The 20,170-nt window shown below is 66.5% G+C and carries 18 protein-coding genes and 1 tRNA gene; 9 read left to right on the forward strand and 10 right to left on the reverse strand.

What is annotated here, in order from left to right; translation table 11 throughout:
- Positions 1 to 95: 95 nt before the first annotated feature.
- From putA to RAH32_RS03050, 8 genes are all read left to right on the forward strand, one after another.
- On the forward strand, positions 96 to 3,494 hold the full coding sequence (gene putA, locus RAH32_RS03015; RefSeq protein WP_306604923.1) for a bifunctional proline dehydrogenase/L-glutamate gamma-semialdehyde dehydrogenase PutA: 3,399 nt from the start codon (positions 96 to 98) through the stop codon (positions 3,492 to 3,494).
- Between the two features lie 1,154 nt (positions 3,495 to 4,648).
- Positions 4,649 to 5,320 carry a phage tail tip fiber protein gene (locus tag RAH32_RS03020; RefSeq protein WP_306604924.1) on the forward strand — a complete coding sequence of 224 codons (672 nt, stop codon included), beginning with the start codon at positions 4,649 to 4,651 and terminating at the stop codon, positions 5,318 to 5,320.
- Positions 5,321 to 5,502: 182 nt separating this feature from the next.
- Positions 5,503 to 6,057, forward strand: coding sequence for a hypothetical protein (locus RAH32_RS03025; protein ID WP_306604926.1), 555 nt, complete (start codon positions 5,503 to 5,505; stop codon positions 6,055 to 6,057).
- 3 nt (positions 6,058 to 6,060) lie between these two features.
- Positions 6,061 to 6,405 carry a carboxypeptidase-like regulatory domain-containing protein gene (locus RAH32_RS03030; RefSeq protein WP_306604927.1) on the forward strand — a complete coding sequence of 115 codons (345 nt, stop codon included), beginning with the start codon at positions 6,061 to 6,063 and terminating at the stop codon, positions 6,403 to 6,405.
- Between the two features lie 107 nt (positions 6,406 to 6,512).
- Positions 6,513 to 6,902, forward strand: coding sequence for a hypothetical protein (locus RAH32_RS03035; protein ID WP_306604928.1), 390 nt, complete (start codon positions 6,513 to 6,515; stop codon positions 6,900 to 6,902).
- A gap of 20 nt (positions 6,903 to 6,922) precedes the next feature.
- The gene (locus tag RAH32_RS03040) at positions 6,923 to 8,335 is read left to right on the forward strand and encodes a hypothetical protein (RefSeq protein ID WP_306604929.1); all 1,413 of its coding nucleotides are present in this window, start codon (positions 6,923 to 6,925) and stop codon (positions 8,333 to 8,335) included.
- A gap of 81 nt (positions 8,336 to 8,416) precedes the next feature.
- Positions 8,417 to 8,878 carry a hypothetical protein gene (locus RAH32_RS03045; protein WP_306604930.1) on the forward strand — a complete coding sequence of 154 codons (462 nt, stop codon included), beginning with the start codon at positions 8,417 to 8,419 and terminating at the stop codon, positions 8,876 to 8,878.
- A gap of 250 nt (positions 8,879 to 9,128) precedes the next feature.
- The gene (locus RAH32_RS03050; RefSeq protein WP_306604932.1) at positions 9,129 to 9,806 is read left to right on the forward strand and encodes a hypothetical protein; all 678 of its coding nucleotides are present in this window, start codon (positions 9,129 to 9,131) and stop codon (positions 9,804 to 9,806) included.
- Positions 9,807 to 10,474: 668 nt separating this feature from the next.
- Here RAH32_RS03050 and RAH32_RS03055 read toward each other — a convergent pair.
- The 10 genes from RAH32_RS03055 to RAH32_RS03100 all read right to left on the reverse strand — a co-directional run bounded on the left by RAH32_RS03055 (position 10,475) and on the right by RAH32_RS03100 (position 18,498).
- A tRNA-Phe gene (locus tag RAH32_RS03055) sits at positions 10,475 to 10,550 on the reverse strand.
- A 23-nt stretch (positions 10,551 to 10,573) separates the two neighbouring features.
- Positions 10,574 to 10,780, reverse strand: a complete 207-nt coding sequence (locus RAH32_RS03060) for a DNA gyrase inhibitor YacG (protein WP_306604933.1) — start codon at positions 10,778 to 10,780, stop codon at positions 10,574 to 10,576.
- On the reverse strand, positions 10,780 to 11,829 hold the full coding sequence (locus tag RAH32_RS03065; protein ID WP_306604934.1) for a ribonuclease E/G: 1,050 nt from the start codon (positions 11,827 to 11,829) through the stop codon (positions 10,780 to 10,782). Before RAH32_RS03065 ends, RAH32_RS03060 begins: the two co-directional genes overlap by 1 nt.
- A complete protein-coding gene (locus RAH32_RS03070; RefSeq protein WP_306604935.1) occupies positions 11,826 to 12,434 on the reverse strand; it encodes a Maf family protein in 609 nt (202 codons plus the stop codon). The genes RAH32_RS03065 and RAH32_RS03070 overlap by 4 nt, the downstream gene beginning before the upstream one ends.
- Before the next feature lie 25 nt (positions 12,435 to 12,459).
- Entirely contained in the window at positions 12,460 to 12,678 is a 219-nt protein-coding gene (gene infA, locus RAH32_RS03075; RefSeq protein WP_036636451.1) for a translation initiation factor IF-1, read from the reverse strand.
- A gap of 86 nt (positions 12,679 to 12,764) precedes the next feature.
- A complete protein-coding gene (locus RAH32_RS03080; protein WP_306604953.1) occupies positions 12,765 to 13,799 on the reverse strand; it encodes a FliM/FliN family flagellar motor C-terminal domain-containing protein in 1,035 nt (344 codons plus the stop codon).
- An 85-nt stretch (positions 13,800 to 13,884) separates the two neighbouring features.
- Positions 13,885 to 16,536: an ATP-binding protein gene (locus tag RAH32_RS03085; RefSeq protein WP_306604955.1), complete on the reverse strand. Its 2,652-nt coding sequence runs from the start codon at positions 16,534 to 16,536 to the stop codon at positions 13,885 to 13,887.
- Positions 16,526 to 16,807: a hypothetical protein gene (locus RAH32_RS03090; protein ID WP_306604957.1), complete on the reverse strand. Its 282-nt coding sequence runs from the start codon at positions 16,805 to 16,807 to the stop codon at positions 16,526 to 16,528. The genes RAH32_RS03085 and RAH32_RS03090 overlap by 11 nt, the downstream gene beginning before the upstream one ends.
- 3 nt (positions 16,808 to 16,810) lie before the next feature.
- On the reverse strand, positions 16,811 to 17,167 hold the full coding sequence (locus RAH32_RS03095; protein ID WP_306604959.1) for a response regulator transcription factor: 357 nt from the start codon (positions 17,165 to 17,167) through the stop codon (positions 16,811 to 16,813).
- A gap of 74 nt (positions 17,168 to 17,241) precedes the next feature.
- Positions 17,242 to 18,498, reverse strand: a complete 1,257-nt coding sequence (locus RAH32_RS03100; protein WP_306604961.1) for a helix-turn-helix transcriptional regulator — start codon at positions 18,496 to 18,498, stop codon at positions 17,242 to 17,244.
- A 175-nt stretch (positions 18,499 to 18,673) separates the two neighbouring features.
- On the opposite strand from RAH32_RS03100, the gene RAH32_RS03105 reads away from it, so the two are divergent.
- Complete coding sequence (locus RAH32_RS03105) at positions 18,674 to 20,071, forward strand: helix-turn-helix domain-containing protein (RefSeq protein WP_306604963.1); 1,398 nt, start codon at positions 18,674 to 18,676, stop codon at positions 20,069 to 20,071.
- Positions 20,072 to 20,170: the final 99 nt, after the last annotated feature.

The raw sequence follows: 20,170 nt of genomic DNA on the forward strand, positions 1-20,170 counted from the left end.
AAAATGTTCCTTTGGACCAGATCGCGTGCCTTCTTCAGGCGCACGGCCTACCAAACCTATGATAAACCTGTCCGATCCAGTCAAGGAGATCGGCCATGTCCTCCGTCAGCCCCAGCGTCTTTTCCACCGAGGCCAAGTTCGCAGACGAAAGGCAGCTTCTGGAACGTCTAGCCGAACAGGCCGCCCTTTCCCCCGACGCCCGCGCCGCCATCAGCGCCCGCGCGGCCGACCTGGTGCGCCGCATCCGGGCCGAGGCGCGGCCCAGCCTGATGGAGCATTTCCTGGCCGAATACGGCCTGTCCACCCGCGAGGGCGTGGCACTGATGTGCCTGGCCGAGGCTATGCTGCGCGTGCCCGACAAGATTACCATCGACGCCCTGATCGAGGACAAGATCGCCCCGTCCGACTGGGGCAGGCACCTGGGCGAGGCCTCGTCCAGCCTCGTCAACGCCTCGACCTGGGCCTTGATGCTGACCGGCAAGGTTCTGGACGACGACCAGGCGGGCACGCTGCGCCGCATGGTCCGCCGCCTGGGCGAACCGGTGATCCGCACAGCTGTCGGTCGGGCGATGAAGGAAATGGGCCGCCAGTTCGTCCTGGGCCAGACCATCACCGACGCCCTGGACCGCGCGAGGGCGCGCGAGAAGCAGGGCTTCACCTACAGCTATGACATGCTGGGCGAGGCGGCGATGACTGGCGCCGATGCCGCGCGCTATGCCCGCGCCTATGGCGATGCCATCGCGGCGATCGCCAGGGCCTGCGACAAGGGATCGGTCGAAAAGAACCCCGGCATCTCGATCAAGCTGTCGGCGCTGCACCCCCGCTACGAGGTCGCGCAGGAAGCCCGCGTGATGCGCGAACTGGTGCCGGTGGTGCTGCGGCTGGCGAAGGCTGCCAAGGCCGCGAACATGGGCATGAACATCGACGCCGAGGAGCAGGACCGGCTGGTCCTGTCGCTGAAGGTGATCGAGGCGGTGCTGTCCGACCCTTCGCTGGCGGGCTGGGACGGCTTCGGCGTCGTGGTGCAGGCCTATGGCAAGCGCGCGGGCCCCACCATCGACTGGCTGCATGACCTGGCGGTGCGGCTGGACCGCCGCATCATGGTGCGGCTGGTCAAGGGCGCCTATTGGGATACCGAAATGAAGCGCGCCCAGGTCGAGGGCCATCCGGGCTTTCCGCTGTTCACCAGCAAGGTCGGAACGGACGTCAGCTATATCGCCAATGCCCGCAAGCTGATCGGCTATGCCGACCGCATCTATCCGCAATTCGCCACCCACAACGCCCATACTGTCGCCGCGATCCTGGAAATGGCGGGCGACATCCGCTTCGAGTTCCAGCGCCTGCACGGCATGGGCGAACGCCTGCACGACATCGTTTTGCGCGAAACCGGCGGGCGCTGCCGCATCTATGCCCCCGTGGGCGCGCATCGCGACCTGCTGGCCTATCTGGTGCGCCGCCTGCTGGAAAACGGCGCCAACAGCAGCTTCGTGAACCAGATCGTGGATGAGGCCGTAACGCCCGAGGAGGTCGCGCGCGATCCCTTCGACGCGCTTGCCACGGCCAAGGCTCCGGCCTCGCTGCTGGCGCCTGCGGACCTGTATGGTGCCTCGCGGCGCAACTCGGCAGGCTTCGACCTGTCGGACGAACAGACGCTGGCCCGGATCAACGCGGCCCGCGATGTGGCCATGCCCGACGTGGTGCCGCTGACGGTGTCCGAACCTTCGGGCGAGGTGCAGGACGTGGTGAATCCCGCCACGGGCGACAGGCTGGCCACGGTGATGATGGCCAATGCCGCGACCGCCGCCCGCGCCATCGAGGATGCGCGCCCCTGGGACGCCCCCGCTGCAGAGCGCGCTGCCATCCTGCGCCGCGCCGCCGACCTTTATGAGGAAAACTTCGGCCCGATCTTCGGCATCCTCGCGCGCGAGGCGGGCAGGACCCTGGCCGATGCCGTGGCCGAACTGCGCGAGGCGGTGGACTTCCTGCGCTATTACGCGGCCGAGGGCGAGGCGAACCCCGGCACCGCGCGCGGCATCGTGGGCGCGATCAGCCCCTGGAACTTCCCGCTGGCGATCTTCACCGGCCAGATCGCGGCGGCGCTGATGGCGGGCAATGCGGTGATCGCCAAGCCTGCCGAGGCCACCCCGATCATCGCGGCCCTGGGCGTCAAGCTGCTGCACCAGGCGGGCGTGCCCCTTGCCGCCCTGCAACTGCTGCCGGGGCGCGGGGGCGTGGTCGGCACGGCCTTGGCCCAGGACTGCCGCGTGAAGGGCGTGGTCTTCACCGGATCGACCGCCACGGCCCAGACCATCGCGCGCAACATGGCCGCGAACCTCGCCCCCGGCACGCCGCTGATCGCGGAAACCGGCGGGCTGAACGCGATGATCGTGGACAGCACCGCCCTGCCCGAACAGGCGGTCCGCGACATCGTGAACGGCGCCTTCCGGTCCGCCGGGCAACGCTGTTCCGCGCTGCGCTGCCTTTATGTCCAGGACGACATCGCCCCCCATGTGATCGAGATGATCCGCGGTGCCATGGACGAACTGGTCGTGGGCAACCCCTGGGATCTGGCAACCGATGTCGGCCCGGTGATCGACACCAAGGCACAGGGCGACATCGCAGGCTATGTCGCCGCGAACGGCAATCGGGTGATTCACAGGCTGGACGCCCCTGCACAGGGCACCTTCGTTCCGCCGACCATGCTGCGCGTAGGGGGTATCGGCGATCTGGAACGCGAGATCTTCGGCCCCGTCCTGCACGTCGCGACGTTCCGGGGCGATGAACTGGATCAGGTGGTGGCCGATATCAACGCGCGCGGCTTCGGCCTGACCTTCGGTCTGCACACCCGCATCGACTCTCGCGTGCAAGAGATCAGCGACGCGGTCCATGTGGGCAACATCTATGTCAACCGCAACCAGATCGGCGCGGTGGTGGGCAGCCAGCCTTTCGGCGGCGAAGGGCTGTCGGGCACCGGACCCAAGGCGGGCGGGCCGTGCTATGTCCCCCGCTTCTTCGCGCCCGCTGCCCCCGCAGCCGCCGGGGGCGACTGGCAGGGACAGGCCGATGAAAACCGCATCCGCGACCAGCTTTCCACCCATCGTTCGCGCAAGATCGACGAACGCCTGATGCCCGGCCCGACCGGAGAGTTGAACCGCCTGACCGCACATACCCGCCCGCCGGTCCTGTGCCTTGGCCCTGGCGCGCAGACGGTGGCGGCGCAGATCGCCGCCGTTGCCGCCCTTGGCGCCGATGCCGTGGGCGCCGACGGCACCCTGCCCCCCGAGGCATTGACCCGCCTGCCCCCCATGGCCGCGGCGCTGTGGTGGGGTGACGACGCGCAGGGCCGCGCCTATGCGCAGGCCCTGGCTGCACGGGATGGGGCGATCGTCCAGCTTGTCACCGGAATGCCCGATCTGGCCCATGTCGTCCACGAACGCCATCTGTGCGTGGACACCACGGCGGCAGGCGGCAACGCGGCCCTGCTGGCGGGGTGAGTTCATCCGTTCCGTGAAGATTTCAAAGTGGCGCCCGTCATCCTCCTCGGGTCACCCCTTTGTTCTGATCTGCCGGATTGTCCCGGATAGCACCCGCCAGGGATGCCGGATCTCGATGGGGGCGCTCATCAGGCCAGGTCTGGAAAGGTCGGATTGCGAGGTCATCCCGCCTGATCGTCCATGCCGCGTCTTGAAAAGGGAAGCCAGGCCATCCGGCGTGCGTGAACAACCCCCTGCCCGCGGTCTTGGCCGTCAGGGCACGGAGGCGACCGCCAGTCCGAACATGATGATGGCGTCGAGGAACATGACGGCGGTGGTGATGAGGAAGTTGACCATCGGACGGCTCCTTGTTCAGCAGGGCTCTCCTTGCCCAACAAGGAAACGGGCACTTGGATGCATTGTTCCTTCGAACAACCCACTGAAATCGCCCAGACCTGCATTGCCTTTTCGAATACTGGCCCTGAAGGACGGGGCGGAAAGACCCCACCGCTCATCCGCCCTCTCCTGACGGGCTGGCTGCGGCGCCTCCTGGAGAAGATGTGTCGAGAGAAGGGCAGCACATCCCCCTGAAAGGGCAGTCCGTCGAGACGACTTCAGGGCCGAGATCGAGCAGGCCCCTGGAATTCGGCAATGGCAGCCCGCGGACATGCCATTGGACCAAGTAACATGCGTGACGCCGATCCCAAGGAGGTCAGGCACATCCGCCTGCCTGGGTCGGACTCGATGCCCGCTCGCCGGTGCTGAACCGCGACGATGCCGAAGATATGGGCAAGCGCGCTTGAAGCCTTGCCAACCGATTGGCGGATTTCGAGAAGCACGTCCGTGGTGGCAACTGCGCCCCGCTTCCGGACTAGGACATCTTCACGCCCGATCTCGGCCGTCTCCGCCATGTTGGCCCACACACCGCGCATGGCGACCAACTCGACCCCGGTATGGTGCGCGTCCTGCTCAAGCCCCAGGATCGCCGCAAACTGAGGGACTTCCGCGACCTAGTCCTGAAAGTTTCGCCAAGGCTGGCCGCCAGCTTGCTGACGCTCTTGCTCGACGGAAAGATGTCCGTGTGGTGAAGCACCTCGAACGCGATCAGCGACCGCTACACGAAGACCCAGACGGACGGCGCGATCTCGGCGGGCATCCAGGCCTTCGACGCCACCTTGACCAGCCGCCTGGGCCAGAAGGCCAATGCCTTGACGGTAAGCGCCCTGGCCAGCCGCGTCACGGATGTCGAGGGTGAGTTGGTCTCGCAATCCAACGCCATCACCCAGACCAAGGCGCAGACCGACCGCGCCTCCGCCAGCGGCCTGATGCGGATGACCTCCTCGGCCGGGGGCACGTCCGGCTCGACCCGGATCGCGATCATTGCCGAGGCGGCCGCCAACCAGGTGTCGCAACAAGCCGGCATCTTCATCGAGACCAACACCAACGGCCAAAACGACGTCTATGTCCTGGCCAACCGTTTTGCCGTCGTGGCCAGCCGCACGGCCAGTGCCGCACGAACCGTCCCGTTCCTGATCGCCAATGGCCGCGCCTACATGGACGGCGCCGAGATTGCGGACCTGACGGTCGGCCGCCTGCAGCTGGGCGCCTATTCTGCCACGGTGTTTCCCTGCAGCTTCGCGGCCGGGGCCGTTGCGGCGAACGCCGACGCCGACGTTGTCCTGGCCTCGCTGAGCCTGACCAAGGCCGTGTCGATCCCATGCCGATCTTCTATCGGGTGGGAGGCCTGGACGGCTCTACCGATCCGAAGTGATGCTGTATCCTGGATCGACCCTGCTTCAGACAACGCGTTACGGCGATTGGGCATCGGGCGCCAAGCCTTGGGATGAGGTGATAACGGCCGTCGATCTGTGGACCGGGACGACAGCCGTCACCTATCAGCTGCGCGGCCGGATGTATCAGCGCGTCACCCAGAACAGTTCCCGCGGACCTGAGACCACCTGGAACGGTGTGACCGGCGTCTCCTGTGACAACCGTTATCTTGGAGCCTCCAATGCTTTCAAGTGACACCATGGTGCCGTGCGCCGTCTTTTCCATCGCCACGGGCGCCATCCTGTGGACCAGCATCTGTGAACTGGGCCTTCTCGCCGAGCAGGCGGGCGCGGGCCAGATCGCGGTCCTGCTGCCCGAGGACGTGGCCGACGATACGCATTACTGGGACGGCACCGGCTTCGTTCCCTATCCGCCGTGCCCCGGCGACTGGGCCGTCTGGAACGGCGCCTTCTGGACCGACCCGCGCCCGCCAAGGGATCCTGCGGCGGACTTGGCCGCACGGCGGGCGGGCGCGTCGATGACGCGGGCCAACCTGGTCATGGCGGCGGTTCAGGCGGGGATCATCCCGATCGCCGACGCCGCCGCAGCCGCGCGCGGCGAGATCACGCCCTCGATCCAGGCGCTGATCGACCAGTTGCCTGCCGAGGATCAACTCGAGGCGATCGTCCGCTGGGCGGCCTCCACCGTGATCGACCGCACCAACCAGATCCTGACGGCCCTCGGCGCCTCGATGGGCCTGACGGACGAGGATCTCGACCAGCTTTTCGGGTTCACAGCCCCAACCGAGGAGTAACCCATGCCTGGAAAGGCCACCATCAAAGGCACCCTGAAGGACGCGTTCGGCGCGCCGATCGTCGGCGGCAAGGTCATCGCCACCATGGTCGGCAGCGACGCCTTCGAGAATGGCGCCCGACTTGCCAGCCGCAAGATCGACGCGACCACCGACGCAAACGGCTCCTGGAGCCTGTCGCTGATCGTGAACGGCGAGGGGCGTCATGGCAGCTCGACCTGGAAGATCGAGGCCTTCGATGCCGCCGTCGTGCCGATCTACACGGTCGAGAAGCTGTTCATCCTGAACACGGCCGAGATCCTGCTCGACGACCTGGAACAGGTCACGGCGGCCAACGAGGCCGCAGTCTAGGCGGCGGGCCTGTCCCGCATCCTCGCCGCCGACAACCTCGAGGAATACCAGGCGATGCCCGAGGCGCAGCGCAAGCCCACGGACATCGTGTTCAGGAAGATCCTCTGATGGTCGTCCGTCTGCTGCATCCGGGCGTGTCGCCGCATATCTTCCGAGGCGCCCACGAGGTCTGGTTCGAGGGTGAACGGTATGACGTCCTGAACACCCACGGCGTGTCGCTGCTGGCAGGCGATGCGCCGGAACCCCTGCCGGTGCCGCCAAGCATCGAGGGCGGCGCCATTGAGATCGACGGCGACGATCTCGTGCTCGTTCCGCCGGCGATCACTGCAGGGCGTCCGTCGCCCAATCTGACACTCGCCAGCTTGACGCGCGATAGCGATGATGTCCGCACGGAGCTTGAGGACGGCCGATCCCCGCTGCGGCGCATGGCGACTACATCGCCATCTGGACCGCGGCCAATGGCGTCGACGACAACGCGACTCAGACAGCCAGCCTGACGATAGCCACGGATTGGGACGTGGGCCTCGGCATCAACAGCATGACCATCAGCACCATGCCGGATGTGCCGGAACTCGCCGCCACGACCGGAACAAACAGCATCATCATCACAGACGGGGACTGGAGCGGCGACTCCGTGCGGCTTGTTCCCCGCGAGGTATTCCCGCAGACCTTGCCCAACCTTCCGGAGGGTCAATACTGGCTGACCAACACCATGACGCGCGGTACGGCTTACACCGTTCCGGGGCCGGCCACAGCAGCCCCGCAGATGTCTGGTGGAAGCCTGGTCAAGAACGGCGCCGATCTTGTGATTCATGCATCGACGATCACGGCGGGAATCCCTGCGCCCTCGTTGACCTTGGATTTGACCCGTGGCGGTCAGAGCGTCCTGGACGAAATCGTCCACGGTCGTATCGAGGACGCCGAGCCGGGAACCTATGTAGCGGTCTGGACAGCAACCAATGGCGTTGGATCGCCCGCGGAGATCACCCGGACGCTGACGATTGTGCCCGCCAATGCCACCGACACCGTTGCGCCGATCATCAGCGAGGCCGAATACAACCCCGATACGGGCGCAATTGATTTCGTCATGACCTCGGAGGGCGGGACGCTCCACTGGGCGATCTACTGGATGGACTTCGGCAATCCGGTATTGAACTCTGATGGCACCTGGACCGGCGCAACCATCGAAACAGGATCCGTGGCCGTCCCTGCGGGCGATGGCTCCATGACCATCAGCTACAACACCCCGGTCGGCAACCGCCTCGCCTACGGCATCACCGACGCGGCAGGCAATGTATCCAACATCATCTATGAGGATGTCGTCATCAACGACATCGCAGCCGCGCCTGCGTTTGTCGGCAAGGGGACGGCCAATGCCTGGACTCCACCCTTGCATCGGCGTGGCCCACGAACCATCAGGCCGGGGATTTTGCGGTTGCTTTCTTGGCCACGCGGGAAACAAAGCCGTCAACCCAGCGCCTGCCGGGGGGACCAAACTCGGTCGGTATCAGGCAGGGACCACCACCGCACATGGCGCCCTGGAGGTCTATTCGCGTCGCGCGACAAGCGGCGCCGAGGCCAATCTTGTCATTCCCGACCAATGGAACTTTGGCCTTCTGACCATGATGGTGTATCGCCCGACGCAGGGCGGCACACTTTCTGTGCGCAACCTGGGCGCCCGGGCGGACGCGGCCAATACTTCGAGCGGTTCCGGCACAACCCTGTCGATTGCGGGCGGGACCACCGCCGCCGCGCGGGGCCGACTGCTTGTCGCGGTGCGCGACGTCTACGACAATGTGCGGCGCGGCCTGTCCGAACTGATCTGCCGCGATGTCAGCGCCTTTCGGGAACGAGCCTCCTTCGGAGGCGATCAAGGCACGGGCGGCTGGCTGCATATCGCCGAAGGTGCCTTCGAGGGCGGCGGCCCTGACACTATCGCCCCCATCACCGCCACCTATCCCGCCAACACCCCTTGGGTCGGCGCCATCTTCGAAGTTTATGAGGCATAATCATGGGTAGCATCCCTGTCACCGTCAAACGCCTGGGCACACCGTCCATATCCATTCAGGTCACGCGCCCCAACGATCCGTCCGACCTGACCCGAGGCGGCCCGGAGCCGATCATCTTCAAGGCCTTGTTCTCGAACTTCGCGCACAAAAAGAAGCGTGCGAAATATGCGCGTGATCCGCAATTCCGCGAGATCCACGTCGAATGGGACTACGGCACATCGGGCGGGACGTTCGACATGCCCGAGCGCCTGCTGCCCGCGCACCGAAATGCCAACCGGGCGCGCGACCAGTATTCGTGCCGCATCCTTGATCCGGGCACCCATACCGTCTTGGCCGCAGCCACTGATTACTGGGGCGCACGGCCTATGGCTCTATTACATTTGCGGTCAATCCGTATCCCGCCAGTTACATCCCCCTCGTGGTCAGCAGCACCAGCACCTGGACGGGTGAGCCGGCGGGCATGACGGCGGATCGGCGCTTCACCACGTTCAGCGATGCGGTAGGCTATCTGGCCGCCAATGCCGGGTCATACCTGATCCTGTTCCGCGCGGGCGATACATTCACACCCGCAGCCCATCGCGCGATCACCAATTACGCGGGCCGGGTCGCCATCAGCACCTTTGGCGGGAGCGAGCGGTCGACCATCGACCTTGGACAGTCCGTGGCGTATTTCCTCAATGTGGGGGGCGCACACCCGGCACCGGATCGGAGTACGTGTTCGTTGAAAACCTCGACATCCGCGCACCATGGGACAGCAGCATGGGAAAGCACCGCGGAAGGCAACGTGTCCTCGCTGCCGGCTACATCGAGGGGCAGATCGCCTGGGGCGATGCGGCATCTGAAATCGCAAGCGAACAGGACGCGACCAACGGTCGGATCTCGGAAAGCATCGTTGCGCTTCCTGCGTGCACGCCGCAGGCGGGCAGTCTCGGCAACGGCGGCATCTGCTATGAAAACTGCCTCCTGATCAGGCCCGACACCGAGCAGGCCAAGACAGCGACCGATTACCATTTGGATCTCACGGGCGCGCCGGGCTTGAAGGAGGATTCGCGGGAAAGCGGCGTCGCGCTGATCCATTGCAGCATCATAAACCTGCAATCGGATGATCATTATTCGGGGGCCTATACTCCGGTAAAGGGGACCGATTTCACTTTCTTCAGGCAGAAGGATATTGCGAATAACCTGATCTACACGCCGAACCGGGCCGATGGGACGACCAGCGACGGTCCCTTCGATCTTGTCCCACTCTGGGAGATGTTCGACCAGGGCTTCACGATCGAGGTGGCGCGGGGCGTCTGGCCGACTGGCTTGCCCGCCGCCGTGCCGAATGGCGGCACGATCTTCATTCCCTATGGTGATTTAGCCCAAGGGCTGGGAGGTGACGCCGCATAACCAGGCCATGTTTACCGCTGATCCGGCTCGGCATGTCCACCATTGGGTGCGATACGGTGGCAAGGACGCGGCAAACGAGGGTGAAACAGCTTCGGGGACATCCTGGGGGTCGATGGGTGGTCAGATCGCAGTGTCGTTCGGCGCGACGGGGATCACCGTCACGAACAATTCCGGAGGCACATGGCAGGCAGGTGCGGATCGCGCCGCGAACGCAAGGGCATTCGACTTCGGCTTCGATCACCGCACCGTGCCGATGGTCAGCAGGTCGTCGTTCGATCCCGCGAACGGCCTGGTGAACTCCTGCAACTGTATCACCCTGCGGTGGGTTAGGGGGCCTATCAGGACGCCACCGAATGGCCGCGCCTGCCGCGTGACCTCCTGGGCAACCTGCGCGGCCCGAACCCCTCGCGCGGCTGCCTCGAACCGCTGGCGGCCTAAAACCGGCGGCGCCCTCGCATCACCGCGAAGGCGCCCCTCCAGCTGTCAGGAACTCAGCTGCTCGCGCGAAACTGACGAAATTTTTTCGTCCAGAAGCTAGTGCGCTGCCACATAGTGCACGTCACTGCCAAAGCTGGTGCGCTGCCACACAAAGATCGAACGGCGAACGCAGGTTGTCAAACCTTTCCCGCAAAAGTGTCAAACCCAAGGCAGGAGGTTCGCTAAGTTTATGGTGCCCGGAGACGGATTTGAACCGCCGACACGCGGATTTTCAATCCGCTGCTCTACCAACTGAGCTATCCGGGCAACCTGGCACCGTCAGGCGGTGTTTACGGGCGCTTGCGGCGACTGTCCAGTCCCTCGCCACTGTTTTTTTCGCCTTCCTCGCTCATGTCCGAAGACAGGTCATCCTGGGGAACGCCGGGGATCACGTAATCGCCGCGCAGCCAGCGGCCCAGGTCGATGTCGGCGCAGCGTTTCGAACAGAACGGCCGATAAGCCTCCATCCCCGGCTTGTTGCAGATCGGGCAGGCCATCAGTCTGCCCCCTGGGCCAAACGGTGCAGGGGGATGCGGTCGCGTTTGCGGTTGATTTCGTAAAGACCCATGGTGGTCCAGCCGATCAGCGATGTCTCGGCGCTTTCGCCCTTGAATGCGGCGCGCAGCACCTGGTCCAGCGTGGCGCGGTCGCGCTTCGGGACCGGTGCGAAATCGACAACCACCTGCCCTCCCAGTCCGCGCAGGCGCAACTGGCGCGGCAAGTCGCGGGCAAGCGCGATGTTGGCCTTGAGCGCGGCGGCGGGGCTGCCGTCCTGGCCGGTATTCACGTCGATGGCGACCAGGGCGCGCGTCGGCTCGATCACCGCATGGGCGCCGCCGGGCAGCGCCACAGCAGGCGTCAGCAAGGCATCGACCGCCTCGAGCACGCCGCAGCGGGCAAAGCTGTCCTCGCCTTCCTCGATCGCGTCGGGTTCGGGATCGGCCCATTCCATCCAGGCCTGCTCATGCGGGGAAGCCGCGCCCAGCAGCAACTCGGGCGATCCCCCCTGTTCCGCGATGACCTTGCCTGCCAGATCCAGAAGGCTTTCCAATTCCGCGGCAATGTCGTCGGGATGGGCTGAATCGCACAGGCTGCGGAAGATGATGCCGGTGCCTTCCGGGGGGCTGGCCGCCGTGCCGAGGGCGGTCAGGTCCGCGCGCATTTCCTCGTCCCGGATGCGGCGAGAGACGTTGATCCCCGGCGCCCCCGGCGTCACCAAGACATGACGGCCCCGGAACAGGATGCGCGAGGTCAGCGGAATGGCCTTGCCGTCGTCGGCGACGCCCGTGACCTGGACCAGCAACGCCTGTCCCTCGGTCAGGCCGGACCGGTCGCGCAGATAGCCGCGCTGTCCGTCGGGCAGGCGCAGGAAAACGCCGCCCTGCCCCTTCATCAGCCGCTCTACCACGCCGCGGCAGATGTCCCCCGGCACCAGGGGCGCCAGGTCCTTGGCATCGACCAGAAGGTCGATCAGCCGGCCGTCCTCCATCAAGGCGGCGGCCTCGGCGCCGAACAAATCGCCCAGAACGACCTGGCGTCCCTTCATGACCGGGCTTCCTTCCTGGTTATGCCGCAGCTTGTCAGCATGGCGGCGGTCTCGGCCAGCGGCAGTCCGACGACGGATGAAAACGACCCCTGGATCCAGGGAATGAACGCCGCCGCAGCACCTTGGATGGCATAGCCGCCCGCCTTGCCTTCCCAATCGCCCACATCGAGATAGGCGTCCAGTTCGGCGGCGGTGATGGGTCGCATCCGCACGGTCGTCTCGACCAGCCGATCGCGCAGCCTGTCGCCGTGGCGGATAACGATGGCCGTCAGAACACGGTGGCGGCGACCGGACATCAGGCGCATGAAATCGGCAGCCTCTGCGCGCGAGACGGGCTTGCCCAGGATCCGGCGGCCGACCGCCACCGTGGTATCTGCGCAAAGCAGCACATCGTTCAGGCCGGGATGCAGCGCCAAAGCCTTTTCACGCGCGATCCGCCGAACGTAATGATGCGGCAATTCACCCTTCAGCGGCGCTTCGTCGATATCGGCATGGCGGATCTGATCGGGCACGATGCCGATCTGGGCCAGAAGATCCAGCCTTCGCGGGCTGGCCGAGCCGAGGATCAGGCGCGGGCGTTCCACGGCCGCAGGGGGCGTGGTCATCGCGGCGCCGTATCGAAAAGCCGCATCACTTGAAGCGGTAATTGATCCGTCCCTTGGACAGGTCATAGGTGTTCATTTCCACCTGCACCTTGTCGCCGGCAAGGACGCGGATGCGGTTCTTGCGCATCTTGCCTGCCATATGCGCGATGATCTCATGGCCGTTTTCCAGCTCGACCCTGAACGTCGCATTCGGCAGGAGTTCCTTCACGACGCCGGGGAATTCGAGCATTTCTTCCTTGGCCATGGTCACTCCATAATGATCGCCCCGCCTGATTCGGGACGGGGGTTAAATGCGACCGGAACGCCCGGAATTCAAGTGTAAAGCGCGATTCACGCCCCCAGCGCTTGTTGCGTCACGCCGGCGCCAGTCTCTGTTTCCGGGGTCAGTCGGGCGCGGAACGGGTCAGCCTCGCCCAGATCCGGGGGAAGCATCGTGGCGGGCGGGTCGATCGGGCCAAGCTGCGGACCCGCCGCCTTCCGGGCGGGATCGTGAAGGCGCAGGGCGTGACAGCCTTCGGCCTCGCCCAGCTTGCCGGTGGCAAGCAGCTGGCCATCGCGGGTTTCCAGCCGCGCCTCGGCCAGGGTGACACGCGGCAGGGCAAGCAGCTTGCCGGGAACCAGGGCGCGCAATTCCCCCAGGGTCATGGTGCGGCGGCACAGGACGCCCACCACCTCGACCGGGGCGGTGGCCATGGCGTTGGCCAGCGTGGCCTGCGATGGGGGCGGCACCGGGGCCTGGGTGACTGCGGATCGATGCACCGGCGCCGGACGAAGATCGGCCTTGTGCGGCACTGCGATCAGGATCGTTCCGTTGCGGCTTTCCCCGCCACCCAGGCGGAGGTCGAAGCTGAGGCTGCGATAGGGCCGATCCTCAAGCATGAGGATCAGCGGACGAGGATCGTCCAGATAGGTGGCATAGCGATAGCCCTGGATCGGTCCGAACCCCTCGACCTGCTCCATCTCGGTCCCCAGTTCGGACATGAGGGCGTTCACGAAATCGACGCAGATCGCGGCGTCGCTTCGGGTCAGCCTGCGCCGTTCGGCGGGCCGGGCGGTGACGCGGCCCAGGGCCTGAACCTCGATCAGGGCCGTTACCGTTTCAAACCCCAGGGCCATCACGCCGATCTGGTCGCCCGGCCCTTGCAGGACGATCAGCAGCGATTGATCCGGCAGCAATTCGGGCAATTCCGCCAAGGTCGCCGCGCCAGACGTGATATCGACCGGAAGGACGGGCAGCCGATACAGCCGTTCGGCCGCGCGGCCCACGGCATTGGCGGCTGCGCGGGCAGGCGACAGGGGCTGCGGCTGCGGAAGACGGGCAGGATTGTCCGCGCCGCGGCCGCGCACCCGAAGCAGAGTCTTCAACAGTTCTGCCTGACCAGATTGTGCCATGACCATCCCGAATCGCATTCACTGATCCGCACTCTGGCAAGAAGCGGTTGAGAAAGGTTTAAGCGCGCCGCAATCCTGCATTGACCGGCACCGGAGGCCGACGGGGCAGCAGGATGCGGAAAGCCGCACCCCCCTGACCTGGCAGATAGGTGATTTCCCCGCCCAGATTGGCCATGATTTCCTTGCAGATCGCCAGGCCCAGGCCTGCCCCCCCGGCCCGTGCCGGATCGTTCAGGCGGGCGAATTTCTCGAAGATCAGCGACTGGCGCGCGGTCTCGATCCCCGAGCCGTTGTCGATGATGTCGATCTGCGCCCCGCCCCGCAGGGTCCGGCGGACGCGGATCGACAGGATCGGGGGTTCGGCGTCGCAATACTTGCGGGCGTTCGTGATGACGTTGATCAGGACCTGCAACAGCCGGTCGGCATCGGTGATGATGCCCACATATTCGGCCAGCGGTTCCCGCTCGACCCGGAAGACGCGTTCGGGGCGGGTCGCCGATGCGGCCGACAGCGCGCGTTCGATCAGGTCATGCAGGTTGGCGGGCGTGATCGAAAGCTGCGCCTGGCCGCTTTCCAGGACCGACAGATCCAGCAGATCGTCCAGCAGGCGCGTCAGGCGTCCGGCTTCGTCATAGATGATCTTGGCAAAGCGGTCCCGGTCCGCATCCGACAGGTCAGGGGTGCGCAGGATTTCGGAAAAAGCCCTGACCGAGGTCATGGGCGTGCGCAGTTCGTGGCTGATCTGGCCCAGGAAGGCATCCTTCTGCACGGACAGGGCGGTCAGCTTGTCATTCGCCTCCTGCAACTGGCGCGCGGTGCGGGCCAGTTCGGTTGTCGCATTTTCCAGGCGCTGCGTTTCCTCCTTGGCGCGCTGCGCCTCGGTCGCGACCTGCATCAGGTCCGATACGGTCAGTTCGGACCCGCCCGCCACGCTGTCGATCATCGCATGGGCCGTGGCGGCCCCGATGGACCCTGCCAGCCGCCGTTCCAGCCGCGTCAGAAAACGCGGCGTCAGGTCGGGCAGATAGCCCGATTTGCCCTGGAACGCGGCCTCGGACTGGAAAAAGCGCAGGGCATCCTCGGCCCCCCAGACGCGGCGCGCCATGACCAGAAGGGGTTCCACCTGATCAGACCCGCGCGCGACGCGGCTGTGGCGGACGGGATCGACGGCGCTGACGAAGGACAGGCCCTGCAGACGCTCGACCGGGTCGGGCATCCCGAAAATCGACAGGCCGATGAAGGCCAGGGTGTTGACCGTCAGCGACAGGAAGATCGCGAAGGCCAGCGGATCGACGCCGGGCGGCACGGGCAGCGGGCTGCCGATCCCGACCGAGGGCAGGAAGATCGTGGCCAGCCACAGCGCAAAGCCCAGGCCCACGCCGCCAAAGGCACCCCGCCGGTTGGCGCCGCGCCACAGCAGCCCGCCGATCATTGCGGGCAGCACCTGCGCCATGCCGGTGAAGGCCACCAGCCCCATCGCCGCCAGCGCGGTGGTGCCGCCCGTGGCCTGATAGTAAAGCCAGCCCACCGCCATCACCGCCAGGATCGCCAGACGCCGGGCGTTCAGGACGAAACCGCGCAGGTCCTCGGGGTCGTCCCCCTGCGGCTTGCGGCGCAGCATCAGCCACAGCGGCATCAGCCAGTGGTTCGAGATCATCGTGGCAAGCGCGATGGTGCAGACCACGACCATTGACGTCGCCGCCGAGAAGCCGCCCAGGAAGACCAGGAAGGCCAGCCAATTCTGGCCGGATTGGGCAGGCAGGGTCAGCACGTACAAATCCGGGTTCGCATCAACCGGCAGCAGCTCCTGCCCCATCACCGCGATGGGCAGCACGAACAAAGACATGGCGAACAGATAGGCCGGGAAGGCCCAGCCTGCGGTGGACAGGCGATCCTCGTCCGCGGCCTCGACCACCAGCACCTGGAACATGCGCGGCAGGGCGACGATCGCCGCGCCCGACACGAACAACAGCGCGGTCCAGCGGTCGGGTTTCAGAATCCAGCCGGGATCGCCCGCGCGTTCTGCAATGCGGGCCAGCATGTCTGCCGGGCCGTCGGCCAGTCCCCAGACGACAAACACGCCAAGCGCCAGAAAGGCCATCAGCTTGACGATGGCTTCCAGCGCGATGGCGGTCACCACCCCGTGGTGGCGTTCGTCCGCGGCCAGGTTGCGCGTGCCGAACAGGATGGTGAACAGCGCAAGGCCGCCCGCCACCCACAGCGCCGTGCCGCCGCCACCCGCCATGGGAATGTCGGTCAGGCTGTCGGTGGCGAAGACATCGAAGGACAGGCTGACCGATTGCAGCTGCAGCGCGACATAGGGGGTGGCGGCAATCACCGCGATCAGCGTGACGAAGGCCGCCAGGCGATTCGACTTGCCGAACCGCGCCGAAATGAGGTCGGCGATCGAGGTGACGTGGTGCATCCGCGCGACCCGCACCAGCCGCCGCAGTCCCCACCAAGCGCCCGTGAACACGATCGTCGGCCCTAGATAGATTGTCGCGAATTCCAGCCCCGACCGGCTGGCGTAACCGACCGCTCCGTAAAAGGTCCAGGCCGAGCAATAGACCGACAGCGACAGCGTATAGACCGCCGGATGGTCAAGCCACCGCACCCTGCCCCGCGCGGCGGCGCGATCGGCGGCGAAGGCCACGCCGAACATCAGCGCGACATAGGCCAGACAGCCCGCGACAAGCGCCTCAAAGGGCATGGTCGTGGTCCTGGGCGATGTCGCGGCGGGCGCGCAGGGTCGCGGCGTCGGCCCGATGCAGCGCACGGTGAAGCGCCCAGATGGCGGCGATCAGCACGGCCCAGGTGCCGAACAGCCAGACCGCGCCCCAGGCGAAGCTGACCTGGGCAGGCATCCACCAGACCGGCACCAGGATCAGGCAGGCCGCCAGCACCGGCAGGACGCGGGCCGCATCGCCCAGCCGCCTGCGGCGGAACGAGGCGCGTTCAAGAAACAGCGGCTGGTCCGGCATGGCTCAGTTCAGCATCCGGCGCACCATGGCGCGCAGGTCGTCATTGGCAAAGGGCTTGGCCAGAACCGCATCCGCCTGCGGCAGGTGCAGCGAGGCCTGCCCCCGCGCGGTCAGCATCAGCACCGGCGTCGCGGCCAGGCCTGGATCGTGATCGCCGCGCAGTTCCGCAAGAATTTCCGTTCCCGACCTATGCGGCAGCATCACATCCAGGATCACCAGCCGGGGCTTCGTGCCCCGGATCGCCTCGATCCCGCCCAGGCCGTCGGAATGCAACCCCACCTGCCAGCCTTCGCGGGTCAGGATAAAGCGCACCGCCTCGGCGATGTTGGGTTCATCCTCGATCATCAGGATGTCGAGCATCGCGCCAAGGCCCCCTCACTCTGGCGTTTCAGCACATAATGTGACGCCAAGGTCAGGGCTGTCAAAGCCTGTCTTCAGACGGTGGCCAGGATCGACGGTTCGCGCCGCGCCACGCAATTCGCGCGCGGGCAGATCCGGCAGGCGGGACCGATCAGAAGATCCGGACTGCCGGGGGATCCAGGCTCCTCGGGCAGGATCAGCATCTGCGCCTGGGTCAGGACCGGGCCGTCCGTGCCCATGGGCTGAAGGCGGGTAGCCAGGCTCAGGGTGCGGAAGCGTCGGCCTGAGGGCGCCTCGACCAGTCGGGCGATGGCGGTCTGGGGGGCGGCAAGTGCCTGGAACAGCGGCCACAGGGGGCAGGCGTCGCCCGGACGGGGCAAGGGAAAGCCCGGAGCGGGACGGCGCAGGATCAGCGCGCCGGACCCGTCGCAGACCAGCAGGCCCGCGGAGTCGAAGCCTGCGGGCTTCAGCACCGCCAGCCGCCGCATGACCAGATCCAGCGGTTGGCGCAGCCGCGCCGCCATGCGCAGCGGATCGGAATCCTCGGCCGCCACCGCCAGGGCGGCGTCGGGCAAGGCCGCGCGCTCATCCTCCATCCGCCGCAGATGGACGCGGGCCAGGGCGCGCGCGGCGTCCGAGGCAAGGTCGCCCGCCTCTTCGACCGGGGGCGCGCCGGCGGCCAGCCAGGCCTCGACCTCCTCCTGCGGGGTGAAGATCGCGTCCTGGGTGTCGAAGCTGTCCAGATAGGCCACAAGCGCCTGCGCCGTGTTCGACAGGCGCAGGCTGTCAGCATCCAGATTGGCGTGGAACCGCTGCCGCCAGTCGGGCGGGATCTCGCCCCCCTCGGCCAGGATCGACGCCGTGGACCGGACCGAGGTGACGGCAGACAGAACCTCGTGCAGCGTGGTCAGCAGATAGGGATCCTGCCGCATCCGGTCCGACAGGGTGACAAGCTGGCGTTCCAGCGCATCGGCCCGCCGCGCGGTGGCGATCAGGGCTGCGGCCCAGCCGGGAAAGCGTGCCAGCAGTTCCGGCGCCTGGTCCAGTTCCGGGGCCACGTCGTCGGGCAGGCGCACGGCAGCCTCGCGCAGGGCGGCGATCTGGGCCTCCTCGCGGCCTTCGGCCAGTTCCGCGGCCGATACCTCCAGCGCGGCCGCAAGGCGCAGGACCAGGTGGTCGCCCACCGGACGGCGGTTGTGTTCGATCAGGTTCAGATAGGCGGCCGAAATCCCTGCCGCCCGCGCGACATCCGCCTGCCGCCGCGACAGCGCCAGGCGGCGTTCGCGGATGCGGGTTCCGGTCAGGATGCGGCTGCCGCTGCGCTGCTTCATGACGCAATGAAGCCCGCCCCTGCCTGCCTTTGCAAGCCGCAACGATATCTTAGGATGTTTGCGCGATGATCCCCCCATGATCCTGACTCGCGCCCTTCCCTTTCCGACCATTGCAGGCCTTGCTCTGGCCGCTTTGCAAACGCTAATGCGGCTTTTGCAAAGGTGGGGGGACATCATGGCCACGCAGAAGATCTATGCAGGCACATCCTTGCGCGAAACGCGGGCGCGCAGCGGGCTGACCCAGAAGCGGTTCGCCGACCGGCTGGGGGTCTCGCTGCCCTATCTGTCGCAGATGGAAAACAACCACCGCCCGATCTCGGTGGGCGTGCTGCTGCGGCTGGCCCAGGAATTCGGGGTGGACCTGTCCACGCTGGCGGCGGGCGACGCCGAACGCATGGTGATCGACATGCAGGAAGCCCTGGCCGATCCCCTGTTCGACGCCGTGCCGCCCCTGGCCGACCTGCGCCTTGCCGCCACCAATGCGCCGGTGCTGGCCCGCGCCTTCCTGGATCTGTACCGCGCCCACCGGCAGGGCCAGGAACGCCTTGCCGCATTGGACGAGGCGATCGGCGCATCGGGACAGAACGCCCTCTCCACCCCATGGGAGGAGGTGCGCGACTTCTTCCATTACTGCGACAACTACATCGACGCGGTGGACCGCGCGGCGGAACGCTTTGCCTGCCCGACGGGACAGCGGCTGGACCCGTGGGATGCAGGCGTGGCGGCGCTGGCGCAGCGCGGCATCCGCGTGACGCGCGCCGAACTGCCCGCCAACGCCGTGTTCCGCCGCTCGGGATCCGAGATCCATGTGAATGCCGCCGCCGAACGGCCGACGCAGTTGTTCCAGTTGCTGCACCTGGTCGCCCTGGAACGGCAGGCCGACCTGTTGGAGGCGACGCTGGATCTGGCCCGTTTCCGCAGCCAGACCGCCCGGGACGTGGCGCGGGTGGGTCTTGCCAATTATTTCGCAGGCGCGGCGCTGATGCCCTATCGCGCCTTCCTGTCCGCCGCGCAGGCGGAACGGCACGACCTGGAACGGCTGGCGCATCTGTTCGGCGCCTCGCTGGAACAGGTGGCGCATCGGCTGTCCACCCTGCAACGGCCGGGGGCCAAGGGCGTGCCCTTCTTCTTCGTGCGCGTCGATCAGGCCGGCACCATCACCAAGCGCCATTCCGCCACGCGGCTGCAATTCGCCCGCTTCGGCGGCGCCTGCCCCTTGTGGAACGTCCACCAGGCCTTCGAGCAGCCGGGCCGCTTTCTGCGCCAACTGGCGGAAACGCCGGACGGGGTGCGCTATCTGCTGATGTCGCGCGACGTGTCGAAGCACGCGGGTGCCTTCAACGCGCCGGTCCGCCGCTTTGCCATCGGCCTGGGTTGCGAAGTGGCCCATGCGGGCAGCGTCGTCTATGCCGACGGACTGGATCTGACTAAGCCGCGGGCCTTCGAACCCATCGGGATTTCCTGCCGGATCTGTCCGCGCCCCGACTGCCATCAGCGCTCGGTGCCGCCGATCGATCGCCCGTTGCGCATTCCGGGGGATCGCAACGGACCACTACCTTATGAAATTTCCTAGGGTTAGAAGCTATATCTTGTGTGGTTCGGCGGATTTTCGCCCGAAGGGGCGATGTTCCGCGCATCGGCGGAACCGAGTTCGTCACCAATGTTGCCAGGA

It is taken from the genome of Paracoccus yibinensis, assembly GCF_030846195.1.
Classification (GTDB): Bacteria; Pseudomonadota; Alphaproteobacteria; order Rhodobacterales; family Rhodobacteraceae; genus Paracoccus; species Paracoccus yibinensis.